General features: G+C 58.4%; 13 protein-coding genes. 6 read left to right on the top strand and 7 right to left on the bottom strand.

The window, feature by feature from the left end; translation table 11 throughout:
• Nucleotides 1-21 precede the first annotated feature (21 nt).
• Both dapD and dapC read right to left on the bottom strand, forming a co-directional pair.
• The gene (gene dapD / locus B9Z44_RS14245) at nucleotides 22-858 is read right to left on the bottom strand and encodes a 2,3,4,5-tetrahydropyridine-2,6-dicarboxylate N-succinyltransferase (RefSeq protein ID WP_108358660.1); all 837 of its coding nucleotides are present in this window, start codon (nucleotides 856-858) and stop codon (nucleotides 22-24) included.
• 34 nt (nucleotides 859-892) lie between these two features.
• On the bottom strand, nucleotides 893-2,086 hold the full coding sequence (dapC, locus tag B9Z44_RS14240; RefSeq protein WP_108358659.1) for a succinyldiaminopimelate transaminase: 1,194 nt from the start codon (nucleotides 2,084-2,086) through the stop codon (nucleotides 893-895).
• Between the two features lie 41 nt (nucleotides 2,087-2,127).
• Between dapC and B9Z44_RS14235 the strand changes: the two genes are divergently transcribed.
• From B9Z44_RS14235 to def, 5 genes are read left to right on the top strand one after another with little or no spacing between them, the layout of a single operon-like run.
• Entirely contained in the window at nucleotides 2,128-2,475 is a 348-nt protein-coding gene (locus tag B9Z44_RS14235) for an Hpt domain-containing protein (protein ID WP_108358658.1), read from the top strand.
• A gap of 28 nt (nucleotides 2,476-2,503) precedes the next feature.
• Nucleotides 2,504-6,019 (top strand): chromosome segregation protein SMC, encoded by a 3,516-nt coding sequence (gene smc / locus B9Z44_RS14230; RefSeq protein ID WP_108402740.1) that lies wholly within the window; start codon nucleotides 2,504-2,506, stop codon nucleotides 6,017-6,019.
• Nucleotides 6,020-6,034: 15 nt separating this feature from the next.
• A complete protein-coding gene (locus tag B9Z44_RS14225; protein WP_199220186.1) occupies nucleotides 6,035-7,348 on the top strand; it encodes a cell division protein ZipA C-terminal FtsZ-binding domain-containing protein in 1,314 nt (437 codons plus the stop codon).
• A 17-nt stretch (nucleotides 7,349-7,365) separates the two neighbouring features.
• Nucleotides 7,366-9,495: an NAD-dependent DNA ligase LigA gene (gene ligA / locus B9Z44_RS14220; RefSeq protein WP_108402739.1), complete on the top strand. Its 2,130-nt coding sequence runs from the start codon at nucleotides 7,366-7,368 to the stop codon at nucleotides 9,493-9,495.
• A 9-nt stretch (nucleotides 9,496-9,504) separates the two neighbouring features.
• Nucleotides 9,505-10,041, top strand: coding sequence for a peptide deformylase (gene def, locus B9Z44_RS14215; RefSeq protein ID WP_108402738.1), 537 nt, complete (start codon nucleotides 9,505-9,507; stop codon nucleotides 10,039-10,041).
• Here the strand turns inward: def and B9Z44_RS14210 are convergent.
• The 4 genes from B9Z44_RS14210 to map form a co-directional block, all read right to left on the bottom strand.
• Entirely contained in the window at nucleotides 10,038-10,370 is a 333-nt protein-coding gene (locus B9Z44_RS14210; protein ID WP_108358654.1) for a type II toxin-antitoxin system RelE/ParE family toxin, read from the bottom strand. The two genes, def and B9Z44_RS14210, sit on opposite strands and share 4 nt — an antisense overlap.
• A 2-nt stretch (nucleotides 10,371-10,372) precedes the next feature.
• Entirely contained in the window at nucleotides 10,373-10,633 is a 261-nt protein-coding gene (locus B9Z44_RS14205) for a type II toxin-antitoxin system Phd/YefM family antitoxin (protein WP_108402737.1), read from the bottom strand.
• A gap of 64 nt (nucleotides 10,634-10,697) precedes the next feature.
• Nucleotides 10,698-13,295: a [protein-PII] uridylyltransferase gene (locus B9Z44_RS14200; RefSeq protein WP_108402736.1), complete on the bottom strand. Its 2,598-nt coding sequence runs from the start codon at nucleotides 13,293-13,295 to the stop codon at nucleotides 10,698-10,700.
• An 11-nt stretch (nucleotides 13,296-13,306) separates the two neighbouring features.
• Nucleotides 13,307-14,119, bottom strand: coding sequence for a type I methionyl aminopeptidase (gene map / locus B9Z44_RS14195; protein ID WP_108402735.1), 813 nt, complete (start codon nucleotides 14,117-14,119; stop codon nucleotides 13,307-13,309).
• Between the two features lie 157 nt (nucleotides 14,120-14,276).
• On the opposite strand from map, the gene purL reads away from it, so the two are divergent.
• Complete coding sequence (gene purL, locus B9Z44_RS14190; RefSeq protein ID WP_108402734.1) at nucleotides 14,277-18,320, top strand: phosphoribosylformylglycinamidine synthase; 4,044 nt, start codon at nucleotides 14,277-14,279, stop codon at nucleotides 18,318-18,320.
• A gap of 62 nt (nucleotides 18,321-18,382) precedes the next feature.
• On the opposite strand, the gene B9Z44_RS14185 is transcribed toward purL, so the two are convergent.
• Nucleotides 18,383-20,392: a peptidase U32 family protein gene (locus tag B9Z44_RS14185; protein WP_108402733.1), complete on the bottom strand. Its 2,010-nt coding sequence runs from the start codon at nucleotides 20,390-20,392 to the stop codon at nucleotides 18,383-18,385.
• Nucleotides 20,393-20,410: the final 18 nt, after the last annotated feature.

Below are 20,410 nucleotides of genomic sequence, written 5' to 3'. Positions count from 1 at the left end.
CGAAACTTGCTTTTTAAAAGATCAGTCGCGCAACAAGTCGTTGATGCTGGTCTTAGAGCGGGTTTGTGCGTCCACACGCTTGACCACGATGGCGGCGTACATGCTGTAAGGCGCGCCGTTGGCTGCGACTTTAGGGATGTTGCCAGCCACCACCACAGAGCCAGAAGCCACACGGCCGTAGCTGATTTCGCCTGTGGCGCGGTCGAAGATGGGGGTCGATTGACCGATGAACACGCCCATGCCGAGCACGGAGTTTTCTTCGATGATGACGCCTTCCACCACTTCAGAGCGAGCGCCGATGAAGCAGTTGTCTTCAATGATGGTGGGGTTGGCTTGCAATGGCTCCAACACGCCGCCAATGCCCACGCCGCCAGACAAGTGCACGTTCTTGCCGATTTGTGCGCATGAGCCCACGGTGGCCCATGTGTCGACCATGGTGCCGCTGTCCACATAGGCGCCGATGTTCACGTAAGAGGGCATCAAAATCGCACCAGCAGCCACAAAGCTGCCGCGACGGGCCACAGCGGGCGGCACCACGCGCACGCCAGCGGCTTTGAGTTCGTCTTCAGTCATGTGGCCAAACTTGGTGTCCACTTTGTCGTAGAAAGCCAAGTCGCCCGACTTCATGAGGCGGTTGTCTTTCAAACGGAAGGACAACAACACAGCTTTCTTCAACCATTGGTGAACCGTCCATTGGCCAACGCCTTCACGGGTGGCCACGCGCAAGCGGCCAGCGTTCAATTCGGCAATCACGTGGTCCACGGCATCGCGCACTTCGTGTGTGGCGTTGTCAATGCTGATGTTGGCGCGGTTGTCCCAAGCGTTGTCGATGACGTGTTGGAGTTGGTGTTGAGTCATGGTTGTCTTCTCTACGTTGAAATTAAGAAAGGAATCAGGAATGGTTTTGTTTGATGAACGCCACGATGCGTTGCGCGGCTTCTAAGCACTCGGCAGTTTCGGCCACCAAGGCCATGCGAATTCGACCGGCACCGGGGTTGAAACCTTGGGCGTCTCGCGCTAGGTAGCTGCCCGGCAGCACCGTCACATTGTATTGAGCCAGCAAGTCGCGTGCGAAGGCCACATCGTCTCCTCCTGGAACTGCCGCCCACAGGTAAAAACCAGCATCGGGCAAACGCACATCCATCACCGCTTCGAGCAGTGGGGTGACAGCCGCAAACTTTTGGCGGTATTGCTCACGGTTGTCCACCACATGGGCTTCGTCGTCCCACGCGGCAATGCTGGCCGCTTGCACCATGCCGCTCATGGCGGAGCCGTGGTAGGTGCGATACAGCAAGAACTGTTTGAGGATGTTGGCGTCGCCCGCCACAAAGCCGCTGCGCATGCCTGGCACATTGCTGCGCTTGGACAAGCTGGTGAAGGCCACCAAGTTTTTAAAGTCGGTGCGCCCCAATTTGGTAGCGGCTTCTAGGCCACCCAATGGTGCTTCTTCGCGGAAATAGATTTCGCTGTAGCACTCGTCGCTGGCAATGACAAAACCGTACTTGTCGCTCAGGGCAAACAGCTTTTCCCAGTCGCTCATGGGCATCACAGCGCCGGTGGGGTTGCCGGGTGAGCACACAAACAACAGCTGAGTTTTGGCCCAGACCTCGGCAGGCACGCTGTCCCAGTTGACGTTGAAGTTGAGCGCAGGGTCGCTGGGCGCGTAATAAGTTTGTGCACCTGCCAACAGCGCAGCGCCTTCGTAGATTTGGTAGAACGGGTTGGGGCACACCACCACCGCATCGCGTGTGGGGTCAATCACCGTTTGGGCAAATGCAAACAAGGCCTCGCGTGAGCCGTTCACCGGCAGCACTTGGGTGGCAGCGTCCAGCTTCAAACCATAGCGGCGCTGCATCCAATTCACACACGATTCGCGCAACGCAGGCAAACCTGCGGTGGCAGGGTAGGCGGCCAACTGCGCCGTGGCTTTGGCCAAGGCATCGAGCACCAATTGCGGCGTGGCATGGCGTGGCTCGCCAATGCCTAGGCTGATGGGCGCATACGCAGGGTTGGGGGTGACGGTGGAGAAAAGTTGCTTCAGCCGCTCAAAAGGATAGGGCTGAAGGCTCGAAAGAAGGGGGTTCATGGCTGCTATTATCCCCGCGCTCTGTGATCAATCTGAACCTTATGTCTATATCTCCCTTGCTTGACCTCACCCGCGCCAAAGAGTTCGCTTTTGAAGCGGGCCAATTGCGCGAGCTGGTGATGACGTTTGAGCAAAGTTTGACCCAAGAAATGGCCATCATCCAAGCGGGTTTGGCAGCGGGCGACGCCTTGAAGGTCGAACATTCGCTCCATGCCTTGAAGGGCTTCATGCCTTTGTTTGCGGCGCAACCGTTGGCGCAAGCCATGACTGACCTGTACCAAACCAGCCGCGAGAAGCCGCTGGACGTGACAGGCCCCATCTTTACTTCATTAGTTCCTAGTTTGGAGACCTTACTGGTCGAAGTTCGCGCGTGCCTCAGCGCTTTATGATTCAGGCTGTGTCTAGAGAGGCTTTTCAGTGCGTCTGAATTCAATCAAGTTATCGGGTTTCAAGTCATTTGCGGAACCCACCAATTTCCTGTTGCCCGGCCAATTGGTCGGCGTGGTAGGCCCCAACGGCTGCGGCAAATCCAACATCATGGATGCTGTGCGCTGGGTGCTGGGCGAGTCCAAAGCGTCCGAGCTGCGTGGCGAGTCCATGCAAGACGTCATTTTCAATGGCACCACCACCCGTAAAGCGGCCAGCCGCTCCAGCGTGGAGCTGGTGTTTGACAACGCCGACCACCGTGCAGGCGGCCAATGGAGCCAGTTCCCAGAAATCGCGGTCAAGCGTGTGCTGACGCGCGATGGCGGTTCTAGCTACTACATCAACAACCAACCCGTGCGTCGCCGTGACGTGCAAGACGTGTTCTTGGGCACGGGTTTGGGCCCACGCGCCTACGCCATCATTGGCCAGGGCACCATCAGCCGCATCATTGAATCCAAGCCCGAAGAGCTGCGTTTGTTCTTGGAAGAAGCTGCGGGTGTTTCCAAATACAAAGAGCGCCGCCGCGAAACCGAAAACCGCCTGAGCGACACCCGCGAGAACTTGACCCGCGTGGAAGACATCTTGCGCGAGTTGAACGCCAACCTTGAAAAGTTGGAAAAACAAGCCGAAGTGGCCCAGCGCTACCACGCGCTCAATGCCGATGTGACCTTGAAGCAGCACCAGCTGTGGTTCTTGCGCCGCGCTGAGGCCGAAGCCGACCAAGTGGGCATCAAAACCCAAGCCGACAAAGCGGTGAACGACCTGGAGTCGCGCATTGCCGATTTGCGCCACATCGAAGCCGACCTTGAAACCGTGCGCCAAGCCCACTATGCGGCAGGCGACCAAGTGAACCAAGCGCAAGGCTCGTTGTACGAAGCCAGCGCCGAAGTGGGCCGCTTAGAAGCTGAAATCCGTTTTGTGGTGGAAGGCCGCCAACGCGCCGAAGCCCGCCTGATTCAGATCAAAGAACAAACGGCACACTGGGCAGCGCAAAGCGAACAAGCACAGCAAGAGATTGAAAACCTGGCCTCGATGGCCATGGATGGCGAAGAAAAAGCCGTCATGCTCGCCGCGCAAGTGGAAGAGCAGGCCATGCAGCTGCCCGAGCTGGAAGATGCCTTGCGCGTCGCCCAACAGCGCAGCAGCGAGCAACGCGGCAGCGTGGCTCAAGTGCAGCAGCAAATTCAGGTGTTGGCCGCGGACCAGCGCAACATCGAAGAACAAAGCCGCAGCCTCAACGCCCGCCAAGAGCGCCTGAGCGCCGACAAAAATGCCTTGGCCGCACCCGATGAAGTGCGCCTGAACAACCTCAAAGACCAGTTGCAAGAGGCGCAAGCCCACGCCGAGGTGACGGCGGCCCAACTGGAAGAGTTGCAAGCCAATGTGCCCGTGCTCGACGACGCACGTCGCACAGCGCAGCAGGCCGTGAACGCTGAACAAACCAAGCAAGCTGACATCTCGGCCCGTTTGGAAGCCCTCAAAGCGCTGCAAGAAAAAGTGCAGACCGATGACAAGCTCAAGCCTTGGTTGGCCAAGCACGGCTTGGATGGTTTGCAAGCCTTGTGGAGCCGCATCCACATCGAAGCAGGTTGGGAAAATGCGTTGGAAGCCGCTTTGCGCGAGCGCATGGCCTCGCTGGAAGTGTCTCGCTTAGACATCGTGCGAGCCTTCCAAACCGATGCACCGCCTGCCAAGTTGGCGTTCTACACAGCCCCAAGTGCATCCGCGCCTGAATCACAAGGCAGCTTGCCTCGCTTGTCGGACCTGTTGCGTCTGAACGATGCAGGCCAAAAAGCGCTCTTGACCGATTGGCTCAACGGCTGTTTCACCGCACCCAATTTGGACGAAGCCTTGGCCAAGCGCAGCAGCTTGCAACCAGGTCAAGTGATTTATGTGCCGAGTGGCCACGCCATCAGCGCGCACAGCGTGAGCTTTTACGCGCAAGACAACGCGCAGTCGGGCTTGTTGGCCCGCGCCCAAGAAATTGAAAACCTCGACAAGAGCAGCAAGGCTCAAGCCTTCATCGCCGATGAAGCGCGTAACACCTTGGTGCGTGCCGAGGCCGCGTACAGCGAGTCTTCGCAACGTTTGGTGAGCATTCGCACCGAGGCGACCGCAGCGCAAGCCACTGCGCACGAACTGCAAGTCGAAACCTTGCGCTTGAGCCAATTGGCCGAGCAAACCCGCGCGCGCAGCGAGCAAATCAGTGGTGATTTGTCTGAGGTCGAAGCCCAATTGGCCGACTTGCAAGAACGCCGTGCCACGGCAGAAGCCCGCTTTGAAGAGCTGGACATGCAACTCGCCGACAGCCAAGAGCGTCACGCCCAGTTGGACGAAGCCGTCATCAACGCCGAGCGCCGTTTGAACGACAGCCGCGAACAACAACGCAGCTTGGAGCGTCAAGCCCAAGAAGCCCAGTTCTCGCAGCGCAGCTTGGCCACACGCGAAGCCGAACTCAAACGCATCATCGACACGGCCACGCAACAAGCCGCCTCGGTCGCGACGGAAGAGCAGCGTGTGCAAGAAGACCTCACACGCCTGACCGATGCCGCCGCACAAGCCGGCTTGCAAAACGCCTTGAACATCAAGATGGAGCGCGAAAACGCCTTGGGCGCCAAGCGCAGCGAGTACGACGACCTCACCACCAAGCTGCGTGCCAGCGACGAACGCCGCTTGCAGCTCGAGCGTGAGCTAGAGCCTTTGCGCCAACGCATCACCGACTTCCAACTCAAAGAGCAAGCCGCTCGTTTGGGGTTGGAGCAATACACACAACTGCTCACAGACGCCGAAGCCGACCTCGAAGCCGTGTCTGCTTCCATCCTCGCCAACAACGTGCGCTTGGGTGGTTTGCAAGGCGAGATTGACCGCTTGCACCGTGACATCACCGCCTTGGGCGCTGTGAACTTGGCCGCTTTGGAAGAGCTGGCCAGTGCCAGCGAACGCAAGCTGTTCTTGGACGCGCAAACCAAAGACTTGACCGACGCCATGAACACGCTGGAAGACGCCATTCGCAAGATCGACGGCGAAACCCGCGAGCTCTTGGGCGGCACCTTCAAGATCGTCAACGAACACTTTGGCCGCATGTTCCCCGAGCTCTTCGGTGGCGGCAATGCGCGCTTGGTCATGACCGGCGACGAGATTTTGGACGCCGGCGTGCAAGTGCTGGCCCAGCCGCCGGGCAAGAAAAACCAAACCATTCACTTGCTGTCTGGCGGCGAAAAAGCGCTGACCGCCATTGCCTTGGTGTTTGCGATTTTCCAACTCAACCCAGCACCGTTTTGTTTGCTGGACGAGGTGGACGCGCCGCTGGACGACGCCAACACCGAGCGCTATGCCAAGTTGGTGTCGAGCATGTCCAAAGAAACACAATTCCTTTTCATCTCGCACAACAAGATTGCGATGGAAATGGCCGAGCAACTCATTGGCGTGACCATGCAAGAGCAAGGCGTTTCGCGCATCGTTGCGGTGGACATGGAGTCCGCTGTGTCCATGGCTGATGCCGTTTGATAGCAATATAAAAACATGAGCACTCTTCAAATTGGTTTAGCGATTGCCGGCGGCGTGGTCCTCGCCGGTGTGGTGGCGCACAGCACGTGGACGTCACGCAAAAACAAGCCACGCCAAGCCGAGCCTTTGCCACAAGAAACAGCCGTCGAACCCACGGCCTACGCGCCAAGTTTTGGCCAAGCGCAAGAGCCCTCGTTTGATGCCGCACCGTCTTACGAGGAGCATCACGCGCCAGAAGTCACCAGCAGCATTGCGCCCACGTATGAAACCAGTGGCGGCCTCGACCCCGTCACCGACATCGCGCGCAGCATGATGGAAGAAGCCACCGCACACGCCCAACGCGTGCCGGATGAAGCCGAGCTGGCCCGCATTGCCGAGAGCAAAGCGGCTGCCGCCAAAGTTGCCGCGGAGCGTGCGGCACAACACGTGGCACAAGCACCAGCCATGACACCGACCTTGGCCAAGGTCATGGATTCGGCCACGGCTGATTTGCCCCAACCCGAAAAGCGCCCAGCCTTAGACGCCTTGATTGACGTCATCGCTGCGGTTGAAATTGACATGCCCGTTTCTGGCGATGCGGCCTTGGCCTCTATGCCCGCCACGCGCCGTGTGGGTAGCAAGTTGTTCAGCGTAGAAGGCCTCAACACCGAAAGCGGCTTGTGGGAACACCCACGCAACGGCCAACGCTACAGCGCATTCCAGTCAGGCGTGCAGTTGGCCAACCGCACCGGCCCCTTGAATGAAATTGAGTTCTCTGAGTTCGTCACCAAGACGCAAGCTTTTGCTGACGCCATCAATGGCGCGCCCGAGTTTCCAGACATGCTCGAAGAAGTGGCCCGTGCCCGCGAACTCGACAGCTTTGCCAGCGCCCACGATGCGCAATTGAGCTTCACCCTGAAGGCCACCAAAGCCGCATGGAGCCCTGGCTATGTGCAGCAAAACGCGGCACGCTTGGGCTTCATCGCTGGCGTGTTGCCCGGCCGCATGGTCGTGCCTGCGCCCGTGCATGGCTTGCCACCCATCTTGGGTTTGACCTTTGACTCGCAAGCCGCGATGTCGGAAGACCCCACGCAATCGGCCATTTACGAACTCGCCTTGTCACTCGACGTGCCGCAGGTGGACCGCAAAGAAGAGCCGTACGCCCGCATGATTCAAACCGCCTACGAACTGGCGCGTGTGATGGACGGCGCGATTTCAGACGACAACGGCCAGCCCTTGTCAGAAACCGCCATCGGCGCCATTGCCCGCGACTTGCTGGCGTTGTACGACACGCTCGACGCGCGTGACTTGTCGGCAGGCTCGCCGCAAGCGCGCCGCTTGTTCAGCTAATTTCAAGGTCACGCAGCATGAGCACCGCTGACTTATTTGGCAGCGATGCTGCCAACCTTCCTGACGGCAGCGATGCCAACGGCCACAACGATGTAGCCGCACGTGCCGCCAAACTGCGCACACAGCTGCACCACCACGGCCACCAGTACTACGTGCTGGATGCGCCCGTCATTCCCGATGCCGAATACGACCGCTTGTTCAAAGAACTGCAAGCGTTAGAAGCGGCACACCCCGAGCTCCTCACCCCCGATTCACCCACCCAACGTGTGGGTGGGAAGCCGCTGGATAGTTTTGCGAGCGTCAAACACGTGGTGCCCATGCTCAGCATTCGCACCGAGACCGACACCGAAGCCAGTGGCGCAGAAGCCTTTGACACGCGCATCCGCAAAGAGCTGGGCCTGACCGACGCTGACCCGTTGGTCGACTACGTGGCCGAGTTGAAGTTTGACGGCCTCGCCATGAGCCTGCGCTATGAAAACGGTGTGCTGGTGCAAGCCGCCACACGCGGCGATGGTGAAACCGGTGAAGACGTCACACAAAACATCCGCACCATTGGACAAATCCCTTTGCGCTTGTCCAGCGACGCGCCCAAGGTGCTGGAAGTGCGCGGCGAGGTCTACATGGCCCGTGGCGACTTTGAAGCCTTGAACGAGCGCCAACGTGCGCGTATTGCCGCAGGCGAGAAGGGCGAAAAAACCTTTGTGAACCCACGCAATGCCGCAGCCGGTGCCGTGCGTCAGCTCGACCCCACCATTGCGGCGCAACGCCCTTTGAGCTTCTTTGCTTATGGTTTGGGCGACATCACGCCAGCCGAAGAAGGCGGCCCATCTTTCAACACGCATTTCGATTTGTTGATGACGCTCAAACAATGGGGCTTCCCCGTGGCTGAGCAAACCGCGTGTGTGCAAGGTGCAGCGGGCTTGGTGGCGTTTCATCAACGCATCGGCCAAGCGCGTGATGCGTTGCCGTACGACATTGACGGCGTGGTCTACAAGGTCAACAGCTTGGCCGCGCAGCGTCAGTTGGGCTTTGTCACCCGCGAACCGCGCTGGGCCGTGGCGCACAAATACCCCGCGCAAGAACAACTCACCACCGTGCAAGCCATTGAGGTGCAAGTGGGCCGCACGGGCAAACTCACGCCCGTGGCCAAGCTCGCACCTGTGTTTGTGGGCGGTGTGACCGTCACCAACGCCACCCTGCACAACGAAGACGAAGCACGTCGCAAAGACGTGCGGGTGGGCGACACCGTGGTGGTGCGCCGCGCGGGCGATGTGATTCCCGAAGTGGTGTCGGTCGTTTTAGAAAAGCGCCTGCAAGATGCGCAAATCTTCACCATGCAGCACGCATGCCCCGTGTGCGGCAGCCCTGCCGTGCGTGAAGAAGGCGAAGCCGATTACCGCTGCACGGGCGGCCTGTTTTGCAGCGCACAGCGCAAGCAAGCCATCCTGCACTTTGCGCATCGCCGTGCGGTAGAAATTGAAGACTTGGGCGACAAGTTGGTGGAGCAACTGGTGGACGCGGGCGTGGTCAAAACCTTGCCTGACCTGTACCGCATGGGCTTTACCGCCTTGGTCACGCTGGAACGCATGGCTGAAAAATCAGCCAACAACGTGCTGGCCAGCATTGAAAAATCCAAACACACCACGCTGCCACGCTTCTTGTTTGGCCTAGGCATTCGCCATGTGGGCGAGGCCACAGCCAAAGAGCTGGCACGTCACTTCGGCAAGATGGACGCCATCATGGATGCCACGCTGGACCAGCTGCTGCAAGTGGCTGACGTGGGACCCATCGTGGCGCAAAGCCTGCGCACTTTCTTTGACCAGCCACACAACCGCGAAGTGGTGGAGCAACTGCGTGCTTGCGGTGTCACATGGACTGAGGGCGAACCCACCGCAGGCGCGAGCTTGCCGCTGGCTGGCCAAACTTTTGTGCTGACCGGCACCTTGCCCACACTCAGCCGCGACGAAGCCAAAGACATGCTCGAAGCTTTGGGCGCCAAAGTGGCAGGCAGTGTGAGCAAGAAAACGCATTGCGTAGTAGCCGGTGCAGAAGCAGGCAGCAAGCTCGACAAAGCGCAAGAGCTGGGCATCAAGGTGTTGGACGAAGCGGGTTTGTTGGCCTTGGTCGCTCAACACGCGGCTGAATAAGGACACGACATGACCGTCCGTGACATTTTGAAAATGGGTGACGAGCGACTGCTGCGCGTGGCACAGCCCATGACAGCCTTCAACACACCCGAGCTGCACGCATTGCTCAAAGACCTAGACGACACCATGCTGGCCGCCAATGGCGCTGGCCTAGCCGCGCCACAAATTGGTGTGGACTTGCAAGTGGTGGTGTTTGGCTCGGGCGAGGTCAACCCGCGTTACCCCGAAGCCCCTGTGGTGCCATACACCGTGCTGATTAACCCTGTGCTCACACCCATTGGCGATGAGGAAGAAGAGGGTTGGGAAGGCTGCTTGTCTGTGCCAGGCTTGCGTGGTGTGGTGCCGCGTTTCAAGCGTTTGCGCTACCAAGGCTTTGATGAAAAAGGTCAGCCGATTGACCGCACGGTGGACGGGTTTCATGCGCGGGTGGTGCAACACGAGTGCGACCACCTCATTGGCATGCTGTACCCCATGCGTGTGCGCGACTTCTCGCGCTTTGGCTATACCGATGTATTGTTTCCAGGGCTGGATGACGCGGACGATTAAGCGTCTAGTAGTCGTTCCATCAAATGCTGGCGGAAATCACGCATGCTTGGAATAAACATATAAATGGTTAGAAGCTCTGCGGAGTGGTGATAAACCACGTAAGCGTTTTTGTACTGATATTTCTTGAATCCTGTAAAACCAGTACCGTTAAGTTCGGGAATGTTGGTGCCTAAGTTTGGGTCTGCTGCGAGCTTATTGATTTTGGTTTGCCATTCGCTGTTGATGGCTGCCCATGTTTGAGCCCCAAATTTATGAGCCACATAATTTTTGATTTTTCGGTAGTCAATTTGTGCGGATTGAAGGACAACCGCTTTTCGCGCTTGTCCCATGTTCAATCATTCATCGCATTGAAAAATGTATCTGCCTCTTGATACTGACCTTGGGCGAGTTCTTTGTTTCCCATCGCAATGAGCTTGAGCAAGGCCATGGTTTCTTGTTGTTGCTCATAAGCCTGAATATCAAGCACAACCATCTTGGCTTCACCGTTTTGCGTGATGATGAGCGGTTGAGGGTTGGTTGCGAAATCTTTGATGATTTCGGCAGCGTGTGACTTGAGATATGAGATGGGCTTGATTTGTTGAGCGAGAGACATAGCAGGCCTAAAAAGTTAATTCAGACCAAATATAGACCGAATATGGTTTTTCGTCAATTCAAAATCAAGCCTGCAACGCGGCAAGCAACTCAGTCTCAATCTCCAGCTGCGCTCTGTTTTGCTGCAAAGCCGCGCCGTCAATCAAGAAGGTGTCTTCCACGCGCTCACCCAAGGTGCTGATTTTGGCCAGCAACAAGTTCACTTTGTGGTTGGCCAATACACGCGCCACGCTATAGAGCAAGCCCACGCGGTCGCTGGCCGAGATGCTCAGCAGCCACTTCTGAGCGCGCTCGTCGGGCTGCAAGGTCACACGCGGTGCGATGGGGAAGCTCTTGACGCGCCGTGACACGCGCCCTTTGCCAACGGTGGGCAGTGGTTTGGCTTGCACGATGGTGTCGGTCAAGCCGGTTTCCACCATGTTGATGAGGTTACGGTAGTGCTCTTCAAAATGGCTGCTCACCACTTGGAAGGTGTCCAGCGCGTAGCCGTTGGTGGCGGTGTGTACTTTGGCGTCCCAAATGTTGAAGCCTGCTTGGTCAAAGTAGCCGCAGATGCGGGCAAACAAATCGGGCTGGTCAGGCGAATACACCATCACCTGCAAGCCTTCACCCACGGGGGACAAGCGCGCACGCACGGTCACGTCCATGGGCTTGTTTTGGGCTTTGGCAATCGACAGGCTGCGCGAAAGCTGGCGTGTGTGCCATGCAATGTCTGCGGCGTCGTGGCGCATGAAGTAGCCCACGTCCAAAGTGGCCCACAAGTCTTTGTGGGCCTCAAACGGCAGCGCGTAGAGCGCGAGCATGGTGAGGGCTTCGGTTTTACGAATCTCAACTTCAGCGGCTGCATCAGGCGCACGACCACCCAAAGCGCGGGCGGTGTAGCGGTACAAGTCTTCGAGCAGCTTGCCTTTCCACGCATTCCACACTTTGGGGCTGGTGCCGCGAATGTCGGCTACGGTCAGCAGGTACAAGGCGGTGAGGTTGCGCTCGTTGCCCACGCGTTTGGCGAAGGCTTGAATCACATCGGGGTCGCTCAAGTCTTGTTTTTGGGCGACGTTGCTCATGGTCAAGTGTTCGCCCACCAAGAACTCAATCAGCTTGGCGTCGTCTTTGCTCAAAGCATGGTCGCGTGCAAATTTGCGCACTTCACCGCGGCCCAGCTGCGAGTGGTCGCCGCCACGGCCTTTGGCGATGTCGTGGAACAACGCAGCGGCGTACAAAATCCAAGGCTTGTCCCAACCCGCGGCGAGTTGCGAGCAAAACGGGTATTCATGCGCATGTTCGGCCATGAAGAAGCGTCGCACATTGCGCAGCACCATCAAGATGTGTTGGTCCACGGTGTAGACGTGGAACAGGTCATGCTGCATTTGGCCCACGATGCGGCGGAAGGGCCACAGGTAACGGCCTAGCACCGAGGTTTGGTTCATCAAACGCACGGCATGCGTCATACCGCTGGGCGCCTGCAAGATGCGCATGAACATCTCGCGGTTGGCTGGGTCAGCGCGGAACTTGCCATCCATCAAGCTGCGTGCGTTGTAGAGCGCGCGCAGGGTGCGGGCCGACAGGCCGCTGATGCCCACGGTGGATTCGTACAACCAGAAGGTTTCCAAAATCGCGTGGGGGTTGTTCACATACACATCGTCGCTGGTCACCTCCAACATGCCCGCCTTGTCGGCGAAGCGTTCGTTGATGGGGTGCAGCACTTGGGTGTTGCCGTTCAAGCGCTCTTCGATGTTTAGCAACAAAATTTGGTTCAGCTGCGTGACCGCTTTGGCCGCCCAGTAATAGCGCTTCATCAACGCTTCGCTGGCCGCGCGTGCGTTGAGCGTGCCGTCTTCTTCCACGCCTAGGCCCAAACTTTGGGCCACGGCATGTTGCAAGTCAAACACCAAGCGGTCTTCACGGCGTTTGGCGGCAAGGTGCAAGCGGGTGCGAATGAGCGCCAGTGCGTCTTCGTTGCGCTTGAGCTGCTTGACTTCAAACTCGGTGGCCAGCCCTTTGCGGCCCAAGTTTTCCCAGCTCGTGCCTAGGCCCGCAGCTTTGGCCACCCACAGCACCACTTGCAAGTCGCGCAGACCGCCGGGCGACTCTTTGCAGTTGGGCTCCAACGAGTAGGGCGTGTTTTCAAACTTGGCATGGCGTTGGCGCATCTCGGCGGTTTTGGCCACGAAGAACGCTTTGGGGTCGAGTGCAATGGCGTAGTGTTTTTGGAAGGTTTTGAACAGCTTGACGCTGCCCACCAAAAAGCGCGCTTCCAACAACGAGGTTTGCACCGTGATGTCCGTCGAAGCTTCTTGCACGCACTCGGTCACGGTGCGCACGCTGGAGCCAATTTCTAGGCCCGTGTCCCAGCAGCTGCCGATGAACTTTTCAATTTGTGCCTTGAGGGCGTCGTCCTTCTCGGGCGAGGTGCCATCGGGCATGAGCAGCAGCACATCCACGTCTGAGTAGGGGTACAACTCGCCACGGCCATAGCCGCCCACTGCGGCCAAGCACATGCCGTTGTCAAAACCAGCAGCGTCCCACAGCGTGCGCAGGGTGTCGTCGGTCATGCTGCACAGCTTGTGCAGCAGCGTCTTCACGCTACGTGGGGTGGTCGAGCTGGACGCGGCCAGCAGCAATGCCGCCTTGTCCTTTCGGTAAAGGTTGGCCAAGGCGTTCATCGCAGGGGTGCTTAACAGCAGGTGGTGGTCACAAAGTCGGGCAGGGCAGGGCTGCCTTCAGAGAGGGTCAACACCTCGTAGCCGGTGGGCGTGACGAGGATGGTGTGCTCCCACTGGGCCGACAACGAGTGGTCGCGCGTGACGATGGTCCAGCCGTCGCCCAACTCTTTGATGTCTTTCTTGCCCGCGTTGATCATGGGCTCGATGGTGAAGGTCATACCTTCTTGTAGTGTTTCGCCTGTGCCCGCTTTGCCGTAGTGCAGCACTTGTGGCTCTTCGTGGAACACCTGGCCAATGCCGTGGCCGCAAAACTCGCGTACCACCGAAAAGCCGTGGCTCTCGGCAAAGCGTTGAATCGCAAAACCAATGTCGCCCAAACGTGCGCCAGGCTTGACCTTGACGATGCCATGCCACATGGCTTCGTAAGTCAACTTAGACAAACGCTTAGCCGCGATAGACGTTTCGCCCACCAAGAACATACGGCTGGTGTCGCCATGCCAACCGTCTTTGATGACGGTGATGTCGATGTTGACCGTGTCGCCCTTTTTGAGCGGCTTGTCATTGGGAATGCCATGGCACACCTGATGATTGATCGAGGTGCAGATGGATTTGGGGTAGGGGTTGTCACCGCTGGGGTTGTAGTTCAGCGGGGCGGGAATGGCCTTTTGGACTTCGGTGATGTAGTCGTAGCACAGTTTGTCGAGCTGGTTGGTCGTCACGCCCGGCACCACGTGCGGGGTAATGAAATCGAGAACTTCGGAGGCCAGTTTGCCCGCGATACGCATGCCTTGTGCGCCTTGGGCGTCTTTGATGGAAATGGTCATGGGCTAGATTATCCCATCCGTCGCAAAACACCTGTCATTGACAGAGATATTGTGTACAAAACACCCTCGTTCGGCACGTAAAATCTAGCCTTTGCCGACCAGCCCCAGTCAGCGGCCCGGCTCGATTCGATTTCCGTCTTTTTCTCAAGGCTCCCTCGTGTCCCTGCACATCAGCATTTTCGAAGGCGGCAACGCCCTCAGCGATTTCCGTGTTCAACAGCTCTTGCCCCGTTTGGCGGCAATTTCCCCGCAAATCCAAGGTCTGAGTGCTCGTTTTGTGCACTTGGCCGCGACCGAGGCCACTTTGGATGCCGCGCAGCAGCAAACATTGGCCGCCTTGCTGACTTACGGCGAGCCCGCACACGCCGCGCCTGCAGGCACCTTGCTGGTAGTCACGCCACGTTTTGGCACGGTGTCGCCATGGGCGTCTAAGGCCACCGACATTGCACACAACTGCGGATTGCAGCTCAAGCGCATAGAGCGCATCACCGAGTTCCACATCCAGCTCAAAGACGGTTTGCTGAGCAAAGCCACGCTCACGCCCGAACAACTGCTGGGCGTGGCCGATGTGTTGCACGACCGCATGACCGAGTCTGTCATGCGCACACGCGACGAGGCGCTGGGTTTGTTCACCGAATTGCACCCCGCGCCTATGGAGCAAGTGGATGTTCTCCAAGGCGGCGAAGCTGCTTTGCAAGACGCCAACAAGCGCTGGGGCTTGGCCTTGGCCGAGGACGAGATTGCGTATTTGGTGAACGCGTTTACCCAACTCAAGCGCAACCCCACCGATGTGGAGCTGATGATGTTCGCGCAAGCCAACAGCGAACACTGCCGCCACAAGATTTTCAATGCCGAGTTCACCATTGACGGCGAAGCGCAATCGCACAGCCTGTTTGGCATGATTCGCCACACCGAAAAAACCAGCCCGCAATACACGGTGGTGGCGTATTCGGACAACGCCTCCATCATGGAAGGCCACACCGTAGAACGCTTTTTGGCCACCAACAATGGCAAAGACCTGCCTCAGTACGAAAAAGTATCCGCCACCAACCATGTGTTGATGAAGGTCGAAACCCACAACCACCCCACCGCCATTTCGCCTTACCCAGGTGCCTCCACCGGCAATGGCGGCGAGATTCGCGATGAGGGCGCAACGGGCCGTGGCTCCAAGCCCAAGGCGGGTATGTCTGGCTTTACCGTGTCTAAGCTGTGGGACAGCAAATTGGGCCGCCCCTCACACATGGCCAGCCCTTTGCAAATCATGACGGAAGGCCCTTTGGGCGGCGCTGCGTTCAACAACGAGTTTGGCCGTCCTAACCTGACCGGCTACTTCCGCGAGTACGAGCAAGACGTGGCAGGCGTGACACGCGGCTACCACAAGCCCATCATGATTGCGGGTGGCTTGGGCGTGATTGACAGCGAACAAACCAAGAAGATCGAATTCCCCGCAGGCAGCTTGTTGATTCAACTCGGCGGCCCCGGCATGCGCATCGGCATGGGTGGCAGCGCCGCCAGCTCGATGGCCAGCGGCACCAACGCGGCTGAACTGGACTTTGACTCGGTGCAACGCGGCAACCCCGAAATTGAGCGCCGTGCGCAAGAGGTGATCAACCATTGCTGGGCGCAAGGTGCGGCTAACCCCATCCTCGCCATTCACGACGTGGGCGCAGGTGGTTTGTCCAACGCATTCCCTGAGCTGACCAACGACGCAGGCCGTGGCGCACGCTTTGATTTGCGCGCTGTGCCGCTCGAAGAATCGGGCTTGGCCCCCAAAGAAATTTGGTCAAACGAAAGCCAAGAGCGCTACGTGATGGCGATTGCGCCAGAGTCACTTGAACAATTCAAAGCCTTCTGCGAGCGCGAGCGTTGCCCGTTTGCGGTGGTGGGTGTGGCGACTGAAGAGCGTCACCTGACCGTTGCCAATGAAGATGCGGCGCTGGCACACCATGTAAGCGCCCCTTCGGGTGGCAGCGAACCACACGAAGCGGGGGCTGCGGTTGACATGCCCATGAACGTGCTGCTGGGCAAACCACCCAAGATGCACCGCGACGTCACACGCGTTGAGCGCACAAGCACCCCCATGGACCTCACAGGTGTGAGCTTGCAAGAAGCTGTCATCAACGTGCTGAGTCACCCCACTGTGGCCAGTAAACGTTTTCTCATCACCATTGGCGACCGTGCCGTGGGTGGCCTGACGCACCGCGACCAAATGGTGGGTCCATGGCAAGTGCCGGTGGCTGACGTGGCCGTGACTTTGGCGGACTACCAAAGCTTCGCTGGCGAAGCCATGAGCATGGGCGAGCGCACACCGCTCGCGTCGCTCGACGCACCCGCCTCTGGCCGCATGGCTGTGGCTGAAGCCATCACGAACTTGTTGGCGGCACCGTTTGAGTTGCCCCGCGTCAAACTCAGCGCCAACTGGATGGCCGCTTGCGGTGAGCCAGGTGAAGACGCGGCCTTGTACGACACCGTCAAAGCTGTGGGCTTGGAGCTGTGCCCCGCCTTGGGCATTTCCATCCCCGTGGGCAAAGACAGTTTGTCCATGCGCACGCAATGGAGCGAAAACGGCGAAACCAAAAAAGTCACCTCGCCAGTGAGCTTGATCATCAGCGCGTTTGCATCCATCGCCGATGTGCGCGGCACGCTCACGCCGCAGCTCAACAACACCGAAGACACTACCTTGGTGTTGGTGCAGTTGGGCGAGGGCAAGCGCCGCATGGCGGGCAGCATCTTGGGCCAAGTGCTGAATCAAGCAGGCGACCAAGTGCCCGACCTCGACGATGCACAAGACTTGGTCAAGCTCGTCAATGCTGTGAACGCTTTGCGCGCACAAGGCAAGATCTTGGCGTACCACGACCGCAGCGACGGTGGCCTGATGGCCGCCGTGTGCGAGATGGCTTTTGCAGGCCAAGTGGGTGTGGCACTGAATGTGGACATGCTCATCACCGAAGGCGACGGCATCCACGACAGCCGCGCTGAGTATGGCGACACCAAAAACTGGGCCTCACAGGTGAGCGCACGTCGTGAAGAGCTGACGTTGCAAGCCTTGTTCAACGAAGAGTTGGGCGTGGTGCTGCAAGTGCGCACGTCTGAGCGCAACGAGGTGATGCAAACCTTGCGTGAGCATGGCCTGTCCAAGCACAGCCACTTTGTGGGCAAAACACGTCCCGCATCGGCTGCGTTGGAGCATGGCAAAGGCGCCATCAGCGTGTGGCGTGACACCAAAGAAGTGTTCACCGCCAAGCTGGCCGACCTGCACCAAGTGTGGGACAGCGTGAGCTGGAAGATTTGCCAACAGCGCGACAACCCCGCGTGTGCTGACGCCGAACACGCCGCAGCGGGCAACCCCACCGACCCCGGCATGCATGTGCATTTGCCCTTCGGTATCACCGACAACGTAGCCGCCCCCTTCATCAACGTGGCCGCCAAACCCAAAGTGGCCGTGCTGCGAGAGCAGGGCGTGAACTCACACATCGAGATGGCCTATGCGTTTGCAGAAGCAGGTTTTGATGCCTACGACGTGCACATGACCGACCTGCAAACCGGTCGCGCTAAGTTGCAAGACTTCAAAGGTTTGGTGGCTTGCGGTGGCTTCAGCTACGGCGACACCTTGGGTGCTGGCATTGGTTGGGCGCGCAGCATCACCTTCAACCCCGTTTTGTCGGAGCAAATGCAGGCATTTTTTGCACGCACCGACACCTTCGGTTTGGGCGTGTGCAACGGCTGCCAAATGTTTGCTGAGTTGGCCGACATCATCCCTGGCGCTGAACACTGGCCGCGCTTCACCACCAACCAAAGCGAGCGCTTTGAAGCGCGTTTGAGCATGGTGGAAGTGTTGGAATCACCGTCACTGTTCTTCGCAGGCATGGCAGGCGCACGCTTGCCGATTGCCGTGGCGCACGGCGAAGGCTTTGCCAACTTCAGCCAACGCGGCAATGCCGCCAAAGCCTTGCCAGCCATGCGCTTTGTGGACAACCACGGTGCAGCGACTGAAGCCTATCCGCTCAACCCCAACGGCAGTGCCGGTGGCTTGACGTCGGTCACCACCGCAGACGGCCGCTTCACCGCCATGATGCCGCACCCCGAGCGTGTGTTCCGCAACGTGCAAATGAGCTGGACCGACTTGGCGGCTTCGGGCGGTGTGGATGCGTTCAGCCCTTGGATGCGCATGTGGCGTAATGCGCGCAAGTGGGTGGGTTAATTCATCTGCTTCACGCATAAAAAAACCGCAGCTTAGACTGCGGTTTTTTTATGGCGTTGTCATCACTTGGTTTTTTCAGGTCTTGTTTTGTAAAACGTCATGGGCGTTTCCGTCATTTCTTTCACGCGCTGATTGAGCACCGACTTCTTCATCTTGCCCACCACATGCATTTCGCAGGGTTTGCAGTCAAAGCGCAGCGTCAGTTTCTCGCTGCCGTTGATCAGCATCAGCGGCTCGGCCTTGACCGTGCCTTGCACGCCTGTGACGCCCTTAGCCTGCTTAGGACACAGGCTCATGCTGAAGCGCACACAGTGTTTGGTGATCATCAAGCTGGCTTCGCCTAGCTCTTCGTGGCTTTCATATGCGGCTTCAATCACCTTCACGCCGTGTTTGGCATAAAAGTCGTGCGCCTTTTGGTTGAACACGTTGGCCAAGTAGGTGAGCGAGTCTTCGGGGTAGCTCACAGGCGGCACTACCGCTGCAGCGCGTTGGGGACGGTCGTAGGCTTTGAGACGCGCGAGTTCTAACTGCTCCACCGCATCGCGGCGCAAGGCGTTGAGCGATGAAGCGGGCACAAACCAAGGCTGGCTGATATTGATTTGCAGGTTGAGCACTTCAAACACGGTTGCGCCGAATTTGCTCAGGTGTTCGCGCAGGCTGGCATCGTTGCGCACCGCATCTTTGGCGAGTTCTTTGTGGCAGGCGAGGGTGGCGCTGCCTGTGTGGCCATCTTCATCGGTGAGCTTGAGCTCAAAGCCTTGCGGAGTTTCAGTAAATTCCACCCATGCGCCGATGCGGCGTTCGCTGGAGTTTTTCTCTAGGCCGCGCACCCAATCCATGTCGCGGTTGCGGTTGATGACCATGCCTGCACGCAAATCGCGAAAGCCCTCCATCGGGTCTTTGGGATACAAACGCCACACGCCTTTTTTTGGGCTGGGCTCTGCGCGGTTGATGGCCACGCCCACCAGTTCTTTTTGCAGGTCGTAGTAGCACAGGCCATCGCCGTTGTGCAGCACGGTGGCCTTGTCGTAAGGCTGCACTTCTAGCCAATTCGGGCCAGTGCCCATCACTTCGCCCAGCACGATGCCTGGGTTCTTGGGTGAGTCAAACGCGCCAATGTCCTCTTTGCGGCCTTGCACAAAGTAGTCGGTGAATTCACGGTTGAAGTTTTGTTCGGGGTTGGGCGTGAAGTACAGCGTGGTGTTGCCACTCGATGCACGGCTGAGCGGTGGGCGCTCAGGATCGGTTGAGTATTGACGTGCTTCCATCAGCTCGTCCATCAACACGCGGTAGTGGCCGGTGATGTTTTTCACATAGGCCATGTCTTTGTAGCGGCCTTCGATTTTGAAGCTGCGCACACCAGCATCGACCAAGGCAGCGAGGTTCTCGCTTTGGTTGTTGTCTTTCATCGAGAGCACATGTTTGTCGTGCGCGATGAAACGGCCTTGGGCATCGGTCACGTGATAGGGCAGGCGGCAGGCTTGGCTGCAGTCGCCACGGTTGGCGCTGCGGCCTGTGTGGGCATGGCTGATGAAGCACTGGCCGCTGTAGGCCACACACAGCGCGCCGTGCACAAAGAACTCTAGGTTGCAGCGCTCGGCGTCGAGCACGTCGGAAATAGCTTTGATTTGCGGCAGTGTCAGCTCACGGGCCAACACAATTTGCGAGAAGCCCACGTCTTGCATGAAGCGCGCTTTTTCAGGTGTGCGAATGTCGGTCTGCGTGCTGGCGTGCAGTTGGATGGGCGGCAGGTCCATTTCCAACAACGCCATGTCTTGCACGATGAGCACGTCGGCACCTGCGCGGTACACGTCCCAAGCCATTTGGCGTGCGCCTTCTAGCTCGTCGTCACGCAAGATGGTGTTGAGGGTGATGAAAATTTTGCTGTTGAAGCGGTGCGCCTCTTTGCACAAACGCTCGATGTCTTGCAGCGTGTTGGTGGCACTGGCTCGCGCACCAAAGGCGGGGGCACCGATGTACACCGCGTCTGCGCCGTGGTGAATGGCGGCAATGCCAATGTCGGCATCACGCGCGGGGGCAAGTAGTTCGAGTTGGTGGTTGAGCAAGGACATACGTGGATTATCTAAAAA

This window comes from Limnohabitans curvus, from assembly GCF_003063475.1.
GTDB classification, from domain to species: Bacteria; Pseudomonadota; Gammaproteobacteria; order Burkholderiales; family Burkholderiaceae_C; genus Limnohabitans; species Limnohabitans curvus.
This window is presented reverse-complemented; position numbering and strand designations above follow the sequence as displayed.